This is a genomic window from Pseudomonas fluorescens, assembly GCF_041354075.1.
In the GTDB taxonomy this organism is placed as follows: Bacteria; Pseudomonadota; Gammaproteobacteria; order Pseudomonadales; family Pseudomonadaceae; genus Aquipseudomonas; species Aquipseudomonas fluorescens_CE.
Genome location: NZ_JARZGC010000026.1, coordinates 37,153 through 57,142 on the forward strand (window position 1 = coordinate 37,153; position 19,990 = coordinate 57,142).

16 protein-coding genes are annotated in these 19,990 nt (G+C 62.8%); 2 read left to right on the forward strand and 14 right to left on the reverse strand.

All coding sequences use genetic code 11. From position 1 onward, the window contains the following. Positions 1 to 123 precede the first annotated feature (123 nt). The 9 genes from mdtD to QIW53_RS24245 form a co-directional block, all read right to left on the reverse strand. Positions 124 to 1,551: a multidrug transporter subunit MdtD gene (mdtD, locus tag QIW53_RS24205; protein WP_371052082.1), complete on the reverse strand. Its 1,428-nt coding sequence runs from the start codon at positions 1,549 to 1,551 to the stop codon at positions 124 to 126. A gap of 147 nt (positions 1,552 to 1,698) precedes the next feature. Then, on the reverse strand, positions 1,699 to 3,036 hold the full coding sequence (locus tag QIW53_RS24210; RefSeq protein WP_371052083.1) for a TldD/PmbA family protein: 1,338 nt from the start codon (positions 3,034 to 3,036) through the stop codon (positions 1,699 to 1,701). Then, on the reverse strand, positions 3,036 to 4,478 hold the full coding sequence (locus QIW53_RS24215) for a TldD/PmbA family protein (RefSeq protein ID WP_371052084.1): 1,443 nt from the start codon (positions 4,476 to 4,478) through the stop codon (positions 3,036 to 3,038). Before QIW53_RS24215 ends, QIW53_RS24210 begins: the two co-directional genes overlap by 1 nt. Positions 4,479 to 4,705: 227 nt before the next feature. Continuing rightward, entirely contained in the window at positions 4,706 to 6,406 is a 1,701-nt protein-coding gene (gene betA, locus QIW53_RS24220; protein WP_371052085.1) for a choline dehydrogenase, read from the reverse strand. A gap of 179 nt (positions 6,407 to 6,585) precedes the next feature. Then, the gene (betB, locus tag QIW53_RS24225; RefSeq protein ID WP_371052086.1) at positions 6,586 to 8,058 is read right to left on the reverse strand and encodes a betaine-aldehyde dehydrogenase; all 1,473 of its coding nucleotides are present in this window, start codon (positions 8,056 to 8,058) and stop codon (positions 6,586 to 6,588) included. A 62-nt stretch (positions 8,059 to 8,120) separates the two neighbouring features. Beyond that, positions 8,121 to 8,714, reverse strand: coding sequence for a transcriptional regulator BetI (gene betI / locus QIW53_RS24230; RefSeq protein ID WP_371052087.1), 594 nt, complete (start codon positions 8,712 to 8,714; stop codon positions 8,121 to 8,123). A gap of 342 nt (positions 8,715 to 9,056) precedes the next feature. Beyond that, complete coding sequence (gene choV, locus QIW53_RS24235) at positions 9,057 to 10,235, reverse strand: choline ABC transporter ATP-binding protein (RefSeq protein WP_371052088.1); 1,179 nt, start codon at positions 10,233 to 10,235, stop codon at positions 9,057 to 9,059. Beyond that, entirely contained in the window at positions 10,232 to 11,077 is an 846-nt protein-coding gene (gene choW / locus QIW53_RS24240; RefSeq protein WP_371052089.1) for a choline ABC transporter permease subunit, read from the reverse strand. Before choW ends, choV begins: the two co-directional genes overlap by 4 nt. A gap of 66 nt (positions 11,078 to 11,143) precedes the next feature. Continuing rightward, positions 11,144 to 12,091 (reverse strand): choline ABC transporter substrate-binding protein, encoded by a 948-nt coding sequence (locus QIW53_RS24245; RefSeq protein ID WP_371052090.1) that lies wholly within the window; start codon positions 12,089 to 12,091, stop codon positions 11,144 to 11,146. 436 nt (positions 12,092 to 12,527) lie between these two features. On the opposite strand from QIW53_RS24245, the gene QIW53_RS24250 reads away from it, so the two are divergent. Together QIW53_RS24250 and QIW53_RS24255 are read left to right on the forward strand one after the other, a co-directional pair. Further along, the gene (locus QIW53_RS24250) at positions 12,528 to 13,904 is read left to right on the forward strand and encodes an L-serine ammonia-lyase (protein ID WP_371052091.1); all 1,377 of its coding nucleotides are present in this window, start codon (positions 12,528 to 12,530) and stop codon (positions 13,902 to 13,904) included. 501 nt (positions 13,905 to 14,405) lie between these two features. Continuing rightward, positions 14,406 to 15,509 (forward strand): GlxA family transcriptional regulator, encoded by a 1,104-nt coding sequence (locus tag QIW53_RS24255; protein WP_192306686.1) that lies wholly within the window; start codon positions 14,406 to 14,408, stop codon positions 15,507 to 15,509. 118 nt (positions 15,510 to 15,627) lie between these two features. Here QIW53_RS24255 and QIW53_RS24260 read toward each other — a convergent pair whose 3' ends face one another. The 5 genes from QIW53_RS24260 to QIW53_RS24280 form a co-directional block, all read right to left on the reverse strand. Next, positions 15,628 to 15,894 (reverse strand): hypothetical protein, encoded by a 267-nt coding sequence (locus QIW53_RS24260; RefSeq protein ID WP_192306684.1) that lies wholly within the window; start codon positions 15,892 to 15,894, stop codon positions 15,628 to 15,630. A gap of 311 nt (positions 15,895 to 16,205) precedes the next feature. Next, positions 16,206 to 17,369 (reverse strand): gamma-butyrobetaine dioxygenase, encoded by a 1,164-nt coding sequence (locus QIW53_RS24265; protein WP_371052092.1) that lies wholly within the window; start codon positions 17,367 to 17,369, stop codon positions 16,206 to 16,208. Between the two features lie 14 nt (positions 17,370 to 17,383). After that, on the reverse strand, positions 17,384 to 17,860 hold the full coding sequence (locus tag QIW53_RS24270) for a thioesterase family protein (RefSeq protein WP_371052093.1): 477 nt from the start codon (positions 17,858 to 17,860) through the stop codon (positions 17,384 to 17,386). A gap of 132 nt (positions 17,861 to 17,992) precedes the next feature. Then, positions 17,993 to 18,958 (reverse strand): L-carnitine dehydrogenase, encoded by a 966-nt coding sequence (locus QIW53_RS24275; RefSeq protein WP_371052094.1) that lies wholly within the window; start codon positions 18,956 to 18,958, stop codon positions 17,993 to 17,995. A gap of 140 nt (positions 18,959 to 19,098) precedes the next feature. Beyond that, on the reverse strand, positions 19,099 to 19,986 hold the full coding sequence (locus QIW53_RS24280; RefSeq protein WP_192306676.1) for a 3-keto-5-aminohexanoate cleavage protein: 888 nt from the start codon (positions 19,984 to 19,986) through the stop codon (positions 19,099 to 19,101). Between the last annotated feature and the right edge of the window lie 4 nt (positions 19,987 to 19,990).

Sequence of the window (19,990 nt, forward strand, 5' to 3'; positions counted from 1 at the left end):
TATTAAAAGCGGTGGCAATGGTGGTCACGGGACTGGCCTGCAAAACAAAATGTCGCGCAGTGTACCAGTCCCGCTGCCCCTGCCTGCAATTTCTGGACGAATAGCTTTTTGCCGCTACGGGTCTCAGTGCTCGATATCGTGCTCGCGGCTGACCACCCGCCGACCGTCCCTGGGCGACAGCTGGGAGAAAATCGTCGCGGCCAGCATCGCCATGATGCCGACGGTGACGAACGTCAGCTGGAACGCCCCCAGCACCGTGTCCACGCCGTCGTTACCCACTTGCGCGGTGAACCCGCCGAGCAAGGCCCCGGCGCAGGCCACCCCCAGGCTCAGGGACAGTTGCGCGACCACCGACAGCAGGCTGTTGCCGCTGCTGGCGCTGGCGTCGTCGAGGTCGATCAGGGTCACGGTGTTCATCGCGGTGAACTGCAAGGAGTTGATCGCGCCCAGGATCGCCAGCATCCCCAGCAGCAGCCAATAAGGCGTCTGCTCGCTGACCAGCCCCATGCTCGCCAGCATCAGGCCCAGCGCCAGGGTGTTGCCGGTGAGCACGATGCGGTAGCCCAGGCGTTCGATCAGAGGGCGCGCCACCGATTTGGCGACCATCGCCGCTGCGGCCAGCGGCAACATGCTCATCCCGGCCTGGGACGGCGAATAACCCAGCGCCACTTGCAGCAGCAACGGCACGAGGAAGGGCAGGGCGCCGCTGCCGAGGCGGGCGAACAGGTTGCCGAGAATACCCACGGCGAAGGTGCGGGTCTTGAACAGCGACGGCGCGAACAGCGGGTTCTCGATGTGTCCGGCCCGCAGCCAGTACGCCGCCAGGCACGCCATGCCGCCGAACAGCAGCAACATCACCCGCAAGTGCGGCAGGTGCAGTTCGCCCAGGCCTTCCATCGCAATGGTGATCAGCACCATCGCGGCGCCAAACAGCAGGAAACCCAGGCTGTCGAAGCGCGTGCGCTCGCTGCCGCGCAGATCGGGGATGAATTTCCACACGGCATAACAACCGATGACGCCCACGGGCAGGTTGAGCAGGAAAATCCAGTGCCACGACAGGTACTGCACCATCCAGCCGCCCGTGGTCGGCCCGAGTAACGGCCCGAGCAGGCCGGGAATGGTGATGAATCCCATGATCCGCACCAGTTCCGAGCGCGGGTAGGCGCGCAGCACCACCAGTCGCCCGACCGGCAGCATCAGCGCGCCGCCCAGACCCTGGATCACCCGGGCGCCGATCAACATCCCCAGGCTGCTCGACAGCGCGCAGAGTAATGATCCGATGCTGAACAACAGGATCGCGCCAAAGAAGATTTTCTTGGTGCCAAAACGATCGGCGATCCAGCCCGAGGCCGGGATCAGCAAGGCGACGGTGAGCATGTAGGCGATGATCACGCCCTGCATGCGCAAGGGGTCTTCCGCCAGGTCGCTGGCCATGGCCGGCAGGGCGGTGTTGAGGATGGTCCCGTCCAGGGACTGCATGAAAAAGGCGATCGCGACCACCCACGGCAACCAGCGGGCGGTGACGGCGTCGAGCGGTGGGCGGTTGGGCATGGGGCCTCTTGTCAGTTTGTCCGGTGAACGATTTTACCTGTAGGAGCGAGCATGCTCGCGATGGTGGGCCCGGCACCGCTGGGTGTCAGGTTGCCAGCGTTATCGTTAACGACCATCGCGAGCATGCTCGCTCCTACAGGGTGACGATTACAGGGTCAGGGTCACCCGGCTCACCAACGCCCCTGGCAGCAACGCAGAAGCGGTAGCCCGCTGGGTATAGGTGCTGGCAGAGAGCAACAGTTCCCGCTCCTGGGTCAATGCTTCGAGCTGCGAACCGAGCAGGCTGAAGGCGCTGTCGTCGAAGCGCATGGTGCTGACGGGCGCCTGGATCTCGCCGTTCTCGACCCAGAAGGTCGCGAACCGCGTCATGCCGGTCATGCGCGCACCCGGCAGGTCCGAGTAATTCAGGTACCAGAGGTTGCTGATGTACAGGCCCGTGCCCAGTTGCCTGAGCACCTCGGCCTCGGGCAAGGCGCCGGCCGCCATGGTCAAGGCACTGGGTGACTCGCCGCCACCGGCGCCGTTGGCCGTGAGGCCGTATTCCGCGGCGCTGCGTGAACTCACCAATTGCGCCTCGGCCCGGCCTTCGACGATCAGTTTCAGATCGCTGCGCGGGTAACCTTCGCCGGAGAACGCCGGGCTTAACGAGCCACTGACCTGCTCGTCCAGTGACACCTGCGGGCTGAACGAATGGTCGCCGCTGTAGAGCTTCTGCAACGGGCTGCTCTTGCTGGCAATCGACTGCGCCGAAAAACCGCCCCAGCTCAGCAGGCTGATGATTTCCTCCAGCGCCGCGGGCGCCAGGTAGGCGCGGTACTGTCCCGGTGCCAGGGTGCGCAGCGGTCGACCGAGAAACGCCAGTTGCTCCCGGGCCTGGGCGAAGCGCCGGGCGAAACCTTCGCTACTCCAGTCGTGCCCGGCGTAGCTGGCTTTCACCGCCTGACCGTTGCCGTGGAACAGGCTGAAATCGAAGTTGAAGCTGTTGGCCTGATGCCAGCCAAAGGCGCCTGCCGAACTGGCGAAACCCCGACTGATCGGCCCCGCCGCATAAAAGCCCACCAGGTCCAGGCCTTCGGCTGCGCGGGTGATTTCGCCGACTACCTGCTCGGTGTCCGGCAACGGATGCGCCTGAACATTATTGCTTTGCCAGCCGTTGTGGTTGAGCAGCAGGTAAGGGTCTGGAGGCAGCAGCGGCAAGGTTTGCCGAAGTTGCTGCAAGCCGTCGGCCAGGCGTCGGGCATCCACCTCGGCATCGCCCGACAGCGTGATGTCGAGGTCGGCGTGCCGGCCATCGTTGATCAGCTTCAAGCTCACGCTGGCCTGCTGTACCTGGCCGGCCTGGCGCACCTTGGCGTGGTTGAAGCGTACGAAGGCCGACGATTCGGCCGCGTAGCCGAGGGTGAACTGCTCAGGCTCGCGAATCGCTTCGCGTAACCCGCTGACCAAGGCCTTGAATGATGCAGCCTGGTTGTCTGTTGCACTCATCAGGCGTCTCCCCCGAATACATCCACGTCGCTGAACACACAGGCCGGCGATGCGTGACCGACACGAATCACCTGGTTGGGTTCGCCTTTGCCGCAGTTCGGCGTGCCCAAGACCTGGAAGGTGCTGGCGTCGCCGACCGCGCTGAGGCTTTTCCAGAACTGTGCGGAAACCCCGCGGTAGTTCGGGTTCTTCACCACGCCCTTGAGTTCGCCGTTTTCGATCAATTGCCCCCATTCGCAGCCGAACTGGAATTTGTTGCGGGCGTCGTCGATCGACCACGAGCGGTTGGTCGACATCAGGATGCCGTGCTCGATGTTGCCGATCAGTTGCGCCAGCGGCTGATCGCCGGGCTCGATGTTGAGGTTGGCCATGCGGTCGATGGGCGGGCGGTTCCAGCTGCAGGCGCGGCTGTTGGCCACGCCGTCCATGCCGGCGCGAAATTGCGACAGTGCGCCGCCCAATGGCCGCAGGAGCAAGCCCTCCCTGATCAGGAACTGCTTGTTCGCCGCGCTGCCATCGTCGTCATGGCCGTAGCTGGCGAGTTGCTCGGGAATGTCCGGGTCGAAGGTCACGTTGAGCAATGGCGAACCGTACTGCAGACGCCCGAAGTCTTGCGCCTTGACGAAACTGGTGCCGGCGTAATTGCGTTCGTCGCCGAGGATGCGGTCCAGTTCCAGCGGGTGGCCGATGGATTCGTGGATCTGCAGCATCATCTGGTCGGGCATCAGCAGCAAGTCTCGTGCACCCGGCGGGGTGTTCGGCGCGAGCAGCAGTTGCAGGGCCTGGTCGGCGATGTGCGGACCGGCACCGATCAGGCCGCAGCGACTGATCACATCCGCGCCACCCTGCTGGCCGAAGTTCTCGCGGCCCAGGCTGCGGGTCTGGCTGTCGTTGCCGTCGTAAGCGGTGACGTCGAGTCCCGGATAGACGAAACGCTGGGCCTGGCGCAGCTCGGCGCCTGCGCTGCTGAGGTAGATCTGCTCGACGTGGGCCATGCCGATGCTGACCTGCCAGTTCACCAGTCGCTCGTCTTTCGGCACGGCGGCGGATTCGGCCCCGAGCAGCTCGTAGCATTCGCTCAGGGACGGGAACGGCTGGTCGAGATTCGGCGAGAAGTAATCGGCGCGGTCGCTGGAAACTCGCTGATCGCGCAGGTCGAGCAAGGCGTGGGGTTTGAGCTGGCGGGCCTGCTGCTCGGCTTTGTCCAGTGCGGCTTGCAGGCCTGATGGCGACAGATCGTTGGTCGCGGCATAGGCCTCGACGCCGTTCACCCGCACGGTCAGCATGGCCCCTTCGTCACGACGCAGGCTCGGCGGTTCGGCGACGTTCTTGCGCACCGACAGATACTGCCCGGACTCGCGCACATATCGCAGGGAAAAGAATTCAGCGCCCGTGCGCAAGCCGGCGAACCGTTGCTTGAGCTGGGGGTGGAAATCGAACATTCGTGAGCCTCCTGATGCTGGAGTGAAGCGGTGTCGCGAGGGGAGGTGAAACGGTTGCGTGGCGCTAGAGTAGGCCTTTGCGAGGGGATGTATCAAGGTGATGCGCTGTTTCTGAGGGCCCCATCGCGAGCAAGCCCGCTCCTACATCGGATCTGTGTCGTACACAAATCCAATGTGGGAGCGGGCCTGCTCCGGGCGGCGTTCCGACGATTGCGGGCGACGCGGTCTTAAGCCGGTTGGCTCACTTCCCGCAGTGGCTTGCCCTTCACCGGCGCATCACCCGCGACATAGTAGTCGGCCGTGCTGCGCGGCAACGGCTGGCGACCACGGATCTTGTCGGCGATTTTCTCGGCCATCATGATCGTCGGCGCATTCAGGTTGCCGGTGGTGATGATCGGCATGATCGAAGCATCGACCACACGCAGGCCTTGCATGCCGTGCACGCGACCCTGGCCATCGACCACGGCCATGTCGTCGGTGCCCATCTTGCACGAGCAGGACGGGTGGAACGCAGTTTCGGCGTGCTCGCGGATGAACTTGTCCAGCTGCTCGTCGGTTTGCACCTCGATGCCCGGGCTGATTTCGCGGCCACGGAAGGCGTCCAGCGCCGGTTGCTGCATGATTTCACGGGTCAGGCGGATGCCGTCGCGGAACTCCTGCCAGTCCTGCTCGGAGGCCATGTAGTTGAACAGGATGCTCGGGTGCTGGCGCGGGTCCTTGGACTTGGCCTGGACGCGCCCGCGACTCGGCGAACGCATGGAACCCATGTGCGCCTGGAAGCCGTGCTCTTTGACGCCGTTGCTGCCGTTGTAATTGATCGCGACCGGCAGGAAGTGGTACTGGATGTTCGGCCATTCGAATTCCGGCCGGCTGCGAATGAACCCGCCGGCTTCGAACTGGTTGCTGGCGCCGATGCCGGTGCCGTTGAACAGCCATTCGGCACCGATGGCCGGTTGGTTGTACCAGAGCAGCGACGGGTACAGCGAGACCGGTTGGGTGCAGGCGTATTGCAGGTACAGCTCAAGGTGGTCCTGCAGGTTTTCACCGACGCCCGGCAGGTCGTGGACCACCGGAATATCGAGGCTTTCCAGCAGTTTGGCCGGACCTACCCCGGAGCGTTGCAGCAGTTGCGGCGAAGCGATCGCGCCGCTGCACACCAGCACTTCCTTGCGTGCGCGAGCTTCAACGCGTTCTTCGGCGGCGCCGACCAGGTAACGCACGCCGACCGCACGCTTGCCTTCGAACAGGATCTTGTCGGTCAGGGCGTGGGTGACGATGGTCAGGGTCGAGCGCTGCTTGGCGACGTCCAGGTAACCGCGAGCGGTGGAAGCACGACGGCCATTGGGCGTCACGGTGCGGTCCATCGGGCCGAAGCCTTCCTGCTGGTAACCGTTGAGGTCTTCGGTACGCGGGTATCCGGCCTGCACGCCGGCTTCGACCATGGCGTGGAACAGCGGGTTGTTCCCGGCTTTGGGTGTGGTCACGCTGACCGGACCGTCGCCACCGTGGTAGTCGTTCGGGCCGATGTCGCGGGTTTCAGCCTTTCTGAAGTACGGCAGGCAATCGAGGTAAGTCCAGTCTTCCAGGCCTGGCAGCTTGGCCCAGCCGTCGTAGTCCATGGCGTTGCCGCGGATGTAGCACATGCCGTTGATCAGCGAAGAACCGCCCAGGCCCTTGCCGCGACCGCATTCCATCCGGCGGCCGTCCATGTGCGGTTCCGGATCGGTTTCGTAGGCCCAGTTGTAGCGCCGGCCTTGCAGCGGGAAGGCCAGGGCGGCCGGCATCTGGGTACGGAAGTCCAGGCGGTAGTCCGGGCCACCCGCTTCGAGCAGCAGAACGGTGACGCCGGCGTCTTCGGTCAGGCGGGTTGCCAGGGTATTGCCGGCCGAGCCGGCGCCTACAATGATGTAATCGAATTCCTGGGACATTGGATGTTCCCTCTGTTGAGATGGTCAGATCGGCCTCGGCGAGTGCTGTGCACTCGAATCGCTCGCAAGCCAGCTCCCACAGTGATCGGGGATTCCCACAGGTTTGGCGATCGACACCAAACCTGTGGGAGCTGGCTTGCCAGCGATAGGGCCCTCGCAGGCAATACAGAACTCGGGTGTCAGAACACCGAAACGTAATCGCCCAGCTCGACCTGTACCGATTTGATGCGAGTGAAGTTGTTCAGCGAGCTGATGCCGTTCTCGCGGCCGACACCCGATTGCTTGTAGCCACCGACCGGCATCTTGGCGTCGGACTCGCCCCAGGCGTTGATCCAGCAGATGCCCGCTTCCAGTTGGTGAATGATGCGGTGGGCGCGGTTCAGGTCCTTGGTGACCACACCGGCGGCCAGGCCGAAGTCGGTGTCGTTGGCACGGCGGATCACTTCTTCTTCGCTCTCGTAGCTCAGGATCGCCATCACCGGGCCGAAGATTTCCTCGCGCACGATGGTCATGTCGTCGGTGCAGTCGGTGAACACGGTCGGTGCGACGAACGCGCCCTTGCCGAGCTCGCCTTCGGTCAGGCGACTGCCGCCGCACAGTACGCGAGCGCCTTCTTCCTTGCCCTTGGCGATGTAGCCCAGCACGCTTTCCATGTGGGCGAAGCTGACCAGCGGGCCGAAGTTGGTGTTTTCGTCTTCCGGGTTGCCGATGCGGATGCGCGCCACGCGCTCGGCGATCTTGGCTTCGAAAGCGGCCTTGAGGTGGCTCGGCACGAACACGCGGGTGCCGTTGGTGCAGACCTGGCCGGAGCTGTAGAAGTTGGCCATCATCGCGGTGTCGGCGGCGCGATCCAGGTCGGCGTCGTCGCAGATGATCAGCGGGGATTTGCCGCCCAGCTCCATGGTCACGTCCTTGAGCGAGGAGCTCGAGGCGCTGGCCATGACTTTCTTGCCGGTGTCGGTGCCGCCGGTGAACGAGATTTTTTCGATGCGCGGGTGCTCGGTCAGCCAGGTGCCGACTTCACGGCCGCTGCCGGTCAGGACGTTGAACACACCCGCCGGCACACCGGCCTCGGTGTAGATCTCGGCCAGTTTCAGGGTGGTCAGCGACGTGACTTCGCTGGGTTTGAAAATCATCGCGTTGCCGGCGGCCAGGGCCGGTGCGGATTTCCACAGGGCGATCTGGATCGGGTAGTTCCACGCGCCGATCCCGGCCACCACGCCCAGCGGCTCGCGACGGGTGTAGACGAAGGAGGTGGTGCGCAGCGGAATCTGTTCGCCTTCGATGGCGGGCACCAGGCCGGCGTAGTATTCCAGCACGTCGGCGCCGGTGACGATGTCGACGTAGCGGGTTTCGGAGTAGGCCTTGCCGGTGTCCAGGGTTTCCAGGGCCGCCAGTTCGTCGTTGCGCTCACGCAGGATTTCCACGGCGCGCCGCAGGATGCGCGAACGCTCCATGGCCGTCATGGCGGCCCAGATTTTCTGGCCCTTTTCGGCGCTGACCACGGCGCGCTCGACGTCTTGCTGGGTGGCGCGTTGTACGGTTGCGAGGACTTCGCCGTTAGCCGGGTTGATGGCCTCGAACGTGGCATCGCTGCCAGCGTCACTGTAGCCGCCATCAATGTAGAGTTTTTGCAATTCGAAACGGGCCATAAAGTCCTCGCAAGTGCATCGGTGATTGGCTCGATCCGGGTGTTGAGCATTCTGGATGTGCTCTAACTCACCCGCTTGGCCAGTTGGAAATCCATGTATTCGTAAGCGATGCGGTGCGCCTGCTCGGTGTCGAAAGCGTCTCCCGAGAGCGCGCCGCGCAACCACAAGCCGTCAATGAGTGCCGCCAGGCCCCGGGCTGCGCTGCGCGCATCATCGAGCGGCAACACGCGGCGGAACTGGCAGCAAAGGTTGGAATACAGACGGTGATCGTTGATCCGCTGCAACCTGTGCAAGGACGGGTGGTGCATGCTGGTGGCCCAGAAGGCCAGCCAGGTTTTCATTGCCGGGCCATTGACCTGGCTGGCGTCGAAGTTGCCTTCGATAATCACCTGCAGATGCGCCCGCGGGCTGTCATCTGCCAGCGCCTGACGGCGCGCGGTGACGTTCTCGCTGAGGACCGTCATCAGGTACTGCGCGGTGGCAGCGATCAGGCCGTTCTTGTCCTGAAAGTAATGGCTGATGATGCCATTGGAGACACCGGCCAAACGGGCGATCAGCGCAATGCTGGCGTCCCCCATACCGACCTGATCGACGGCCTGCAATGTGGCCTCGATCAACTGCTGGCGACGGATGGGTTGCATACCGACCTTGGGCATCTTGCACTTCTCCTTGAGGCCTGGCGGCAGTCGTCAAGCGACTACCGGCTTGAGGGCCAGTCTATTTTGATTTGATTGAACGTTCAATCAATAAAAAGTCAGCGTTACGACAAATCGTCGTTCCTTGCCGGTTATGCCCCTATGTACAGGGTGTTCCACCGACATCCCGATTGGCTCGAAACCGCCGTGCGCAGGCGCTTGCAGGTTGGAAGCTCATTTCGGCATGTCTTTATAACATCCGTTCGTCGGCTTTTGACCGTTCCACGCAGATCGTGGGAGCGATCAAGGCGCACAAACGAAAACGCCGCGAAAGGATCGCGGCGTTTCGTTTATGCAGCCTGCTCAGCCCAGGTTCTTGCCCAGCAGTGCGTGGTACAGCTCGCTGTCGCCGAGGATCCCCACCACCCTGTTGTTGTCGTGCAGCACCAGTTTGTTGCCGGTCTGATAACGGATCTGCAAGGCGTCGCGCATGCCGATGCTGGAATCCACCAGGGTCGGACGGCGACCCAGGCCTTCGACGGCCTGGCCGGGCGCCCAGTTTTGCAGGTCCAGTGCCGAGCCGTTCTGGCGGGCGCCCTTGATCGTGTTGCCTTCCGCCAGGTCCAGCCACGAATCGCCGCCCGGATCGAGGCATACCGAACCGTTGATGCGCTTGCAGTTGTCCAGAGTGCGCATCAGGCTGCGACCGCACAGCACGTTCAGCGGGTTGGTGTGCGCCACGAACGTGCGCACGTAGTCGTCCGCCGGGTTCAGGACGATCTCTTCAGGCTTGCTGTACTGGATGATCCGCCCGTCTTTCATGATCGCGATGCGGCTGCCCAGCTTCAGGGCTTCGTCGAGGTCGTGGCTGACGAACACGATGGTCTTGCTGAGCTTGCGTTGCAGTTCCAGCAACTCGTCCTGCAGCCCTTGGCGGATGAGTGGGTCGAGGGCCGAGAAGGGTTCGTCCATCAGCAGGATGTCGGCGTCCATCGCCAGGGCGCGGGCCAGGCCGACACGCTGCTGCATGCCGCCGGACAGTTCGTCGGGCTTCTTGTTGCGCCATTGGGTCAGGCCCACCAGTTCGAGTTTTTCATCGACCAGTTTCTTGCGGTCCTTCTCCGGGCGGCCCTGCATTTCCAGGCCGAAACTGATGTTCTCGCGCACCGTCAGCCAGGGCATCAGAGCAAACTTCTGGAACACCATCGCAATGCGCTTGGTGCGCATCATTTTCAGCTCGGCGGGGGTACAGGAGGCAATGTCGATCTGCCGGCCCTCGTGCTCGACGAACAGCTTGCCGCGACTCACGGTATTGAGGCCGTTGATGCAGCGTAGCAGGCTCGACTTGCCGGAACCGGACAGGCCCATCAGTACGCAGATTTCACCTTTCTCGATATCCAGGCTGGCTTTTTCGACGCCGACGATCTGCCCGGTCTTTTTCAGGATCTCGTTACGGGTCAGGCCCTGATCCAGCAGCTTGAGAGCCTCGCGCGGATCCTTGGTGAAGATTACGTCGACGTCTTCGAAGCGAATAATGCTCATGCGTCACCCCCTACTTTAGCGTCGGGTTGTTTGCAGATACGGTCGAGCATGATCGCCAGCAGTACGATCGCCAGGCCCGCTTCGAAGCCCAAGGCGATATCAGCAGTGTTCAGTGCGTTGACCACCGGTTTGCCGAGGCCGTCGGCGCCCACCAGTGCCGCGATCACCACCATCGACAACGACAGCATGATGCACTGGGTGATGCCCGCTGCGATGCTCGGCATGGCGTGGGGCAGTTCGATGCGCGTCAGCAGTTGGCGACGCGAGCAGCCGAAGGCCTTGCCGGCGTCCATCAGTTCCTGTGGAACATCGCGGATACCCAGGTAGGTCAGGCGAATGGGCGCGGCAATCGCGAACACCACTGTCGAAATCAGACCCGGGACCACACCCAGCCCGAAGAGGGTCAGGGTCGGAATGAGGTATACGAAGGTCGGCACGGTCTGCATCAGATCGAGTACCGGTCGCATTAGAGTGTAGAACATGGGTTTGTGCGCGGCGACGATGCCCAGCGGCACGCCGATCAGTACGCAGACCAGGGTGGCGAACATGACCTGGGCGAGGGTTTCCATGGTCTCCTGCCAGTACCCCAGGTTGAGGATCAGCAGGAAGGAGGCAACGACGAAGGCGGTCAGGCCCCATTTGCGCTGGATGAAGTGTGCCAGCAGGGCAATCAGGCCGATCAAGACCAGCGGGTTGAACCAGGTCAGCGCAAACGTCACGCCGTGGATCATCGTTTCCAGTGACACGGCGATGGCGTCGAAGGTGTTGGCGCCGTGTTGCGTCAACCAATCAACGAAGCCGGCAATGTACTGGCCTAGAGGTATTTTCTGATCAATCAGCATGGTAGTGAACGTCCGCATGCAAGGAAATAAACAGCCCGGGCAGGCGAACCTGCCCGGCATAAGCGATTACTGATTCAGCTTGGCTTTCACGGCCTCCAGGCCAGGTTTACCGTCAATGGTGGTCACGCCAGCGAGCCAGGTATCGAGGACCTGTGGGTTCTTTTTCAGCCAGGCCTTGGCGGCCGCGTCAGGCTTCATCTTGTCGTCCAGGATGTTGCCCATGAGTTCGCTTTCCATGTCGACGGTGAACTCCAGGTTTTTCAGCAACTGGCCCACGTTGCTGCATTCCTCGGCGTAACCCTTGCGGGTGTTGGTCGCCACGGTGGCGGCACCGAAATCCGGGCCGAAGAAATCATCGCCGCCGGTGAGGTACTGGATCTTGAAGCGCTTGTTCATCGGGTGCGGCGCCCAGCCGAGGAACACCACGGCGGTGTCGCGTTTCTGCGCGCGGTCGACTTGCGACAGCATCCCGGCTTCGCTGGACTCGACGACCTTGAAACCGGCGTCCTTCAGGCCGAAGGCGTTCTTGTCGATCATGCTCTGGATCAGGCGGTTGCCGTCGTTGCCGGGCTCGATGCCGTAGATCTTGCCGTCGAGCTCCTTCTTGAATTTGGCGATGTCGGCGAAGTCGTGCAGACCCTTGTCGTACAGGGCCTGAGGCACGGCCAGTGTGTACTTGGCGCCCTTGAGGTTGGTGCGCACGGTTTCGACGGTGCCGGCGTCGCGATAGGCCTTGATGTCGTTTTCCATGGTCGGCATCCAGTTGCCGAGGAAAACGTCCATGTTCTTGCCGTCGGCCAGGGACTTGTAGGTCACCGGCACGGAAATCATGGTGGTCTTGGTCTTGTAGCCCAGTGCGTTGAGCACGACGCTGGTGGTGGCGGTTGTCGCGGTGATGTCGGTCCAGCCGACATCGGAGAAGTTCACGGTATTGCATTGCGCCGGTTCGGCGGCTTGCGCCAGAAACGGCAGGCTAAGCATGGCGGCCAACAACAACGACGGGGAACCTTTCATGAATGGACTCCTTGGTGTTTTTTTTTGGCAGTGTTCCGACTGGGACCACCGCACTTATGGGTTGCGGTTGGGTGGCGTTCTTGTGACAGCTCTACCGCAGCGCCTTGCAATCGAGTCGATAAGATCATGTACCAGTGAAAATCTGACGCCTACAGGCAGCGTCGTAACCAGTACAGGGAGGGTCGCATCCAGTGTCGGTGACGTCGTTTACAGATTTTTTCAGGTCCATTTGCCGCGCTGAGCCGCAAAAAAGCGGCGAAACATGGCGTAAAACGCCAGCGGCGTTCGTGGACATGAGTGCGTCGGTTCGAGACGTCGCACGGCACCGCAAAAGCCTGATGATGCGGCCATCTCGGCGGATTGCAGCTTGAGCGTAGCAGCTCCGTCACCGGGCGCTCCTGCGCCTGGAATTGGCACATCCAGGAGTTCGGCAGCAATGGCTATCAGCGTTTTCGACCTGTTCAAAATCGGCATCGGTCCTTCCAGTTCGCACACCGTCGGGCCGATGCGTGCCGCAGCGCTGTTCGTGCAGGGTTTGCGTGAGCAGGGGCTGCTCGAACAGGTGCAGCGCGTGGAGGTTCAGCTGTATGGCTCGTTGTCGGCCACCGGCATCGGTCACGGCAGCGACAACGCGGTGATCATGGGGTTGATGGGCGAGTGGCCGGATGCGATCGATCCGTCGCAAATCGGCATCCGCATCGCCACCTTGCGCGAAACCGACACGCTGTTGCTCGACAGTCGCCTGCCGGTGCCGTTCATCTGGGCCCGGGACATGCGCCTGATCGATGAAAACCTGCCGTTCCATCCCAACGCCATGACCCTGGTGGCCGATGGCGCCGACGGCGAGCTGCACCGCGACACCTACTATTCCGTCGGCGGTGGCTTTGTCGTCGATGAGGCGCAAGCCCGCAGCGGTGTGGTGGATCTGGATCGCACCGAGCTGCCCTACGATTTTTCCAGCGCAGTCGAGCTGCTTGAACTGTGCAAGCGGCACAACCTGCGCGTGGCCGAATTGATGATGGCCAACGAGCGGGTCTGGCGCAGCGAAGATGAAATCCGCGCCGGCCTGATGAAGCTCTGGCGCGCCATGCAGGAGTGTGTCGAGCACGGACTCAAGCACGAAGGCATCCTGCCCGGCGGCCTGAATGTGCGCCGGCGGGCGGCCAAGCTGCACCGCAGTCTGCAGGAATTGAACAAACCCAACGTGATCGGCTCGACCTTGAGCGCCATGGAATGGGTCAACCTGTTCGCCCTGGCGGTCAACGAAGAGAACGCCGCCGGCGGGCGCATGGTGACGGCGCCGACCAATGGCGCGGCGGGGATCATTCCGGCGGTGCTGCATTACTTCATGAAGTTCAGTGAGGCGGTGACCGACGCCAACGTGGTCGACTACTTCCTGGGTGCAGCAGCGGTGGGGATCCTGTGCAAGAAGAACGCCTCGATTTCCGGCGCCGAAGTCGGCTGCCAGGGGGAAGTCGGCTCGGCCTGCGCCATGGCGGCGGCGGGTCTGGCGGAAATTCTCGGGGCCACGCCGGAACAGTTGTGCAACGCGGCGGAAATCGGCCTGGAACACAACCTCGGCCTGACCTGCGATCCGGTGGGCGGTCTGGTGCAGGTGCCGTGCATCGAGCGCAACGCGATCGCCGCCGTGAAGGCGATCAACGCGGCGCAGATGGCGTTGCGTGGTGACGGCCAGCACTTCATTTCCCTGGACCGGGTGATCCGCACCATGCGCGATACCGGCGCGGATATGCATGACAAGTATAAAGAGACATCCCGGGGCGGGTTGGCCGTCAGCGCTGTCGAGTGTTGAGGCCCGGAGCAGGCTCGTTCTCACAGTAGGCCGAATCCCACTGGTGGCAGCGAGCCTGCGCGCGATAGCGCCAGACCAGTCAAAACTGCGCGTAAATTGAACACCGCCCATCCAGCGCGCTACCTTTTGGCGCGTCGCAAACAGGTAAATCATGACTTGTCGGTCAGGGATACGTCGGCACCCTGGCCACCCGCCACCTTGTGCCTGCGGTGACACTCCCCCCGGGAGGCCCGCAGCCCTGATCCCACAAGTGCTACCGATCTGCTCACATGCCCCTGTGAGGCGCAGTCTTCACCCCTGATGGCACTTATAACCCTTACTTGCCGCGTGTCTTATTTAGACACGTGCGGAGGTCGTTTTCAGGAGTTATTGATTGGCCATTCAACTTTAGGCATGGCATTTGCTCTGTCATTACAAAGCCCGTCTCCCGCGCGAGAACGATGGCAATAACAAGAGCCTCCGCCTGAGGCCATCACCCGCTTTGTGTGAGGAGATACCGCGATGACGTCGTTCAATTCCGGGGCCCAACCCCAGAACCGTGCGCCTCAATCCATCGGCTTTCTGCTGCTGGACAATTTCACGCTGATTTCCCTGGCCTCTGCCGTAGAACCGCTACGCATGGCCAATCAGTTGTCCGGTCGCGAGTTGTATCGCTGGACCACGCTCACCGTCGACGGCGGCCAGGTCTGGGCCAGTGACGGCCTGCAGATCACCCCCGACGCCTCCATGCACAAAGCCCCGGCCATGGACACCATCATTGTCTGCGGCGGTATTGGTATTCAACGCACCGTGACCCGTGAGCACGTGTCGTGGCTGCAAAGCCAGGCGCGGCAGTCCAAGCGTCTGGGTGCGGTCTGCACCGGCAGCTGGGCTCTGGCCTGCGCCGGTCTGCTGGACGGTTTCGATTGCAGCGTGCACTGGGAATGCCTGGCCTCGATGCAGGAAGCTTTCCCGCGTGTGGCCATGAGCACCCGCCTGTTCACCCTGGACCGTAACCGTTTCACCAGCTCCGGCGGCACCGCGCCACTGGACATGATGCTGCACCTGATCAGCCGCGACCACGGCCGCGAACTGTCGGCAGCGATTTCGGAGATGTTCGTCTACGAGCGTATCCGCAACGAGCAGGATCACCAGCGTGTACCGCTCAAGCACATGCTGGGCACCAACCAGCCGAAGCTGCAGGAAATCGTCGCGCTGATGGAGGCCAACCTCGAAGAGCCGATCGATCTCGACGAACTGGCGGTGTATGTCGCCGTCTCCCGTCGTCAGCTCGAGCGCCTGTTCCAGAAATACCTGCACTGCTCGCCGTCGCGTTACTACCTGAAACTGCGGCTGATCCGCGCTCGCCAGTTGCTCAAGCAAACGCCGATGTCGATCATCGAAGTGGCGTCGGTCTGCGGGTTCGTCTCCACGCCGCACTTCTCCAAGTGCTACCGCGAATACTTCGGCATTCCACCGCGTGACGAACGCGTGGGCTCCAACACCACCCAACAAGTGGCATTGATGCCACTGCCGCAAGCGCTGGTACTGTCGCCACTGTCCGGGCCGTTGTCGGCGCTGAGCCAGGCGCGGAACGAGTCGACCTTTGCCAGCGTAAGGCTCTAGGCCGAGGCGCTTTTATCGCGGGCAAGGCAAATCGTCGCACCGCCGCTCCCACAGTTCCGAGGTCGGATTGCTGTGGGAGGGTCGGTGCGACGATTCGAACGGTTCGCGATGGGCTGTATCAGGCGCTACGGCCCTGTTGTTGATACGCCGCCAGCGCCGGCAACAACTGCTTGTCGATCGCCTGGCGCACGGCGGGCAGGATGGTCGCGCTGCTGGTGTACATCTGCTTGACCATGGTGCGCAACGTCATCGCCCGCTCATCGTTCAAGCCGCGCACGGCGCATTCGCAGGCCTGCTCGGCGGTAGAGCCATTCGGTACTTGAAAACCCAACGACTTCAGTTGGCCCAACAGGTCTTCCTGGTCAATCAAGTCGGCATGCATCATGACGCGAATCCTTCTTTGGCAATGGAGGTCGTGGCTCGATTCTGGGAGGCACGGGAAGTGGCGGCAAGGGCGATTTGTCTCGATGTCCACATTGGCTATGAGCATGTCGTTTTCGGCTAACTTGCCATTCCGTGGACTGGGCACACTGGCCCCAGCTTGCTTCACGAAGGTTTGGTCACCCTCGCATGGCGGCTCCTCAACAGTACCCTCTGCCCCGATCCTGTCACGGCTTGATCGGGGATTTTTTTGTCTGTGAGTCCTGGGGTTTTGTGTGGTTTGGGTGGTCCTGCTCGCGATGAAGTCAATGCGGTCTACCGCTGCAACACCAGGATCCGCGACAACAGCTCATCGCGATCCACATAACACCCCTGGAAATGCCGCGCCCCGGTGGCGGGGTCAAACGCATTGCGCGCGTGCAGTGTGCGGCGGTTGTCGAAGCACCAGAGCTCGCCCGGGTTGAGCCTTTGCATCACCCGAAAGCGCTGCTCGCGGGTCATTTCGATGAACCGCCGATAAGCCCGGTAAAGGGTGGGCATCTGTTCCACCGAGGTGTCGAACGGCCCGCGCAGAAAATTCGCCATGCGGATTTCCGAGACCTGCCCCAGGGCGTTCAGCGCGATGATCGGCGCGAGGCAGCGGTAGTCGCTGTGGCGGTCCTTGTTGCGAAATTCCACGGGGATTTCACAGAGCGCCTGGAACGATCCGGGATCTTCCTCGCGCAACGCCTGGGCGATGGCAAAACCGTCGACGAAAATGCTCTCGCCACCCTCGGCGTCGTTGACCAGGCAATGCAGGAACTGCAGCCCCGGTTGCAACTCGCGGGTCGGCAAGTCGCTGTGCAGGGGCAGATTGAAGGCGGTGTAGGCGTTGCTGTCGGCGTCGGCCCTGGATTGCACGTTGAACAGCACACCGAAATTGCTCTCGCGGATGAACGAGATCCGCTGCGCGATCAACTTCAGCGAGCCTGGCTCGGTGGGCACGCCGCGCACCTGGGTCAGGCCGATGTCGCGCACGGCCAGTAACCATTGCAACAACGCAGAGTTGTCGTTCATCAGCGCCGAATACTCGAAGACCGGCAGCGCCAGATCGCTGTACCAGAGCCTGGCCCCGGGCTTGCTGGCCAGGCGCTCGGCGCGGGATTCGTCATCGTAGGCATGCGCCCGCAACCATCCGGGGTCGAAGCGACTGTGGTGACCATCCTGCCAGTCGATGCTCAGGCAACCTTGGCCGTCTATACCGGCGTCAGTGGCCGTCAGGTCCTGAGCGACGTCGACGATTTCCAGCACTTGTTCACGGGTCACGGTGTAGACGCATTGTGCACACGGGCAGTTGTCCCGCAGCCATTGATGATGGAAGGGGCTGACGCGGTTGTCGGCCCACTTGACCAGAACACGATCCGCCAGGGCCTGCACGCCATTCAGCGCGCTGATCAACGGATAGGTACGAAAATCGGCGAGCGCTGCGGCGGTGTTCATGGCGAGCTCCTTGATTATTTTTTTGTCGGTAGAGCGATCACCCGGCCGATGTAGTCGGGGGGCGGCAGGTCGGTCTGGTCGGCGACGATGGCCTGCAAGCTGGCCAGCGTCGTCTCGCTGAACGGCGCGGATCGCGGGCCGGCGAGGTCGACGTGCAGCAACATCTGTTCATTGCCTGCCAGTTCCTGATCGTCACCGGCCAGGTGCAGGCTGTGATAGAGGTGCAGGCGTTTGCTGTCGTGGCCGATGATCTGCGTGCGCACTTCGACCTCGGCGTCGAGCTTCACTTCGTGCAGGTAATTGAGGTGCAGCTCCAGGGTGAACAGCGAGTGGCCGCTGGCTTCGCGGTTGTGGCTGTCCATGCCCAGGCGATCCATCAGGGCGTCGGTGGCGTAGCTGAAGATCAGCAGGTAGAACGCGTCGCGCAGGTGGCCGTTGTAGTCGACCCAGTCGGGGATGATGCGGGTCTGGTAGGTGGTAAGGGTGGGCATGCGGGTTTGATCCGGAATGTGAGGTGACTGATCAGCCCTCTTCGCGGGCAAGCCCGCTCCCACAGGTAGCGCGGTGTACACAAGACCTGTGGGAGCGGGCTTGCCCGCGATGGGGCCAGCCCTGTTGACACGTTATTCGCTGAACGCCATCCCGTGCTTCTCCTTGGTGGTTTTCACCGCCTCGAGCACCGCCAGCAGGCAATCATCACGGTAGCGTTCCAGCGCCGAAATGCTGTGCGTGCCCAGTTGTTCGCCAGTGCCTTCCACCACATCGTCGATCAATTTGTCCGTCAGCTCCGGCGCCGGCAGGTAGGTCCAGGGCAATTGCAGCGCCGGACCGAATTGCGCCATGAAGTGACGCATGCCGGCATCGCCACCGGCCAGGGTGTAGGTGAGGAAGGTGCCCATGAACGACCAGCGCAGGCCGGCGCCAAAGCGGATCGCGTCATCGATTTCACCGGTGGTCGCCACGCCGTCGTTGACCAGGTGCAGCGCCTCGCGCCACAGCGCTTCGAGCAGGCGGTCGGCGATGAAGCCCGGCACTTCCTTGCGTACGTGCAGTGGGCGCATGCCCAGGGATTCGTAAACGCTCATCGCTGCCTGCACGGCTTCAGGGGCGGTGTTCTTGCCGCCCACCACTTCCACCAGTGGCAGCAGGTACACCGGGTTGAACGGGTGGCCGACCACGCAACGTTCCGGATGGGTCGAACTCTCGTAGAACTCGCTCGGCAGCAGCCCCGAGGTGCTGGAGCCGATCAGGGCATCGGGCTTGGCTGCCGCACTGATCTTGCTGTGCAGTTCCAGTTTCAGTTCCAGGCGTTCCGGAGCGCTTTCCTGGATGAAGTCGGCATCGCGCACGCACTCTTCGATGGTGGCGACAAAACGCAGGCGATCCTGCGAGGCACCAGGGGCCAGGCCCTGTTTCTCCAGTGCGCCCCAGGCATTGGCGACGCGCTTGCGCAGGGCCGCTTCGGCGCCGGGGGCCGGGTCCCAGGCCACCACGTCGAGGCCATGGGCGAGGGCGCGGGAAACCCAGCCGCTGCCGATGACACCGCTGCCCAGAGCGGCGAAGGTTTTGATGTGGGTGATGAAGGTCATGTTCGCATCCTGAAGAGTTCGTGGAACCCTGTGGGAGCGGGCTTGCCCGCGATGAGGACGGTACATCCGCCGAATTTCCTGCGGCAGAACCACCGTATTCGCGAGCAAGCCCGCTCCCACTGGTGAAGTGTTTGCTGGGGTCAGCCGCGCTGGGTCAGGCCCATTTTCTTGCGGCCTTCGGCCGGGGTCAGGACGCGGGCGCCCATGCGGCTGAGGATTTCGCTGGCGCGCTCGACCAGTTGGCCGTTGGTCGCCAGGACGCCCTTGTCCAGCCAGATGTTGTCCTCCAGCCCGACCCGTACGTTGCCGCCCAGCAGCACCGCTTGCGCCGCCATCGGCATCTGCATGCGCCCGATGCCGAATCCGGCCCAGACCGCGTCAGCCGGGAGGTTGTCGACCATGGCTTTCATGGTGGTGGTGTCCGCCGGGGCGCCCCATGGGATGCCCAGGCAGAGCTGAAACAGCGGGTCGTCGAGCAGGCCTTCCTTGATCATCTGCTTGGCGAACCACAGATGACCGGTGTCGAAAATTTCCAGCTCGGCCTTCACGCCCAGCTCTTGAATGCGTTTGGCGCCGGCACGCAACTGCGCCGGGGTCGAGACGTAAATGGTGTCGCCATCGCCGAAGTTCAGGGTGCCGCAGTCGAGGGTGCAGATTTCCGGCAGCAGCTCCTCGACATGGGCCAGGCGGGTCAACGGGCCGACCAGGTCGGTGTTCGGGCCGAACTCCATGGGGTTTTCACCCGCACCGATCTCCAGGTCGCCGCCCATGCCGGCGGTGAGGTTGACGATGATGTCGATGTCCGCTTCGCGGATGCGCTCCATGACCTCACGGTACAGCGCCACGTCACGGCTGAACTTGCCGGTTTCGGGGTTGCGGACGTGGCAATGAACCACGGTGGCGCCAGCCTTGGCCGCTTCCACGGCGGCGGCGGCGATCTGTTTGGGGGTGACCGGCACGTGGGGGCTCTTGGCGGTCGTGTCGCCAGCACCGGTGAGTGCGCAGGTGATGATGACGTCGTGGTTCATTGGG

What these genes read in the sequence shown, in the direction of transcription:
- mdtD (WP_371052082.1), bottom strand. Translation starts at nt 1,551, where the DNA reads ATGCCCAACCGCCCACCGCTCGACGCCGTCACCGCCCGCTGGTTGCCG.
- QIW53_RS24210 (WP_371052083.1), bottom strand. Translation starts at nt 3,036, where the DNA reads ATGAGTGCAACAGACAACCAGGCTGCATCATTCAAGGCCTTGGTCAGC.
- QIW53_RS24215 (WP_371052084.1), bottom strand. Translation starts at nt 4,478, where the DNA reads ATGTTCGATTTCCACCCCCAGCTCAAGCAACGGTTCGCCGGCTTGCGC.
- betA (WP_371052085.1), bottom strand. Translation starts at nt 6,406, where the DNA reads ATGTCCCAGGAATTCGATTACATCATTGTAGGCGCCGGCTCGGCCGGC.
- betB (WP_371052086.1), bottom strand. Translation starts at nt 8,058, where the DNA reads ATGGCCCGTTTCGAATTGCAAAAACTCTACATTGATGGCGGCTACAGT.
- betI (WP_371052087.1), bottom strand. Translation starts at nt 8,714, where the DNA reads ATGCCCAAGGTCGGTATGCAACCCATCCGTCGCCAGCAGTTGATCGAG.
- choV (WP_371052088.1), bottom strand. Translation starts at nt 10,235, where the DNA reads ATGAGCATTATTCGCTTCGAAGACGTCGACGTAATCTTCACCAAGGAT.
- choW (WP_371052089.1), bottom strand. Translation starts at nt 11,077, where the DNA reads ATGCTGATTGATCAGAAAATACCTCTAGGCCAGTACATTGCCGGCTTC.
- QIW53_RS24245 (WP_371052090.1), bottom strand. Translation starts at nt 12,091, where the DNA reads ATGAAAGGTTCCCCGTCGTTGTTGTTGGCCGCCATGCTTAGCCTGCCG.
- QIW53_RS24250 (WP_371052091.1), top strand. Translation starts at nt 12,528, where the DNA reads ATGGCTATCAGCGTTTTCGACCTGTTCAAAATCGGCATCGGTCCTTCC.
- QIW53_RS24255 (WP_192306686.1), top strand. Translation starts at nt 14,406, where the DNA reads ATGACGTCGTTCAATTCCGGGGCCCAACCCCAGAACCGTGCGCCTCAA.
- QIW53_RS24260 (WP_192306684.1), bottom strand. Translation starts at nt 15,894, where the DNA reads ATGATGCATGCCGACTTGATTGACCAGGAAGACCTGTTGGGCCAACTG.
- QIW53_RS24265 (WP_371052092.1), bottom strand. Translation starts at nt 17,369, where the DNA reads ATGAACACCGCCGCAGCGCTCGCCGATTTTCGTACCTATCCGTTGATC.
- QIW53_RS24270 (WP_371052093.1), bottom strand. Translation starts at nt 17,860, where the DNA reads ATGCCCACCCTTACCACCTACCAGACCCGCATCATCCCCGACTGGGTC.
- QIW53_RS24275 (WP_371052094.1), bottom strand. Translation starts at nt 18,958, where the DNA reads ATGACCTTCATCACCCACATCAAAACCTTCGCCGCTCTGGGCAGCGGT.
- QIW53_RS24280 (WP_192306676.1), bottom strand. Translation starts at nt 19,986, where the DNA reads ATGAACCACGACGTCATCATCACCTGCGCACTCACCGGTGCTGGCGAC.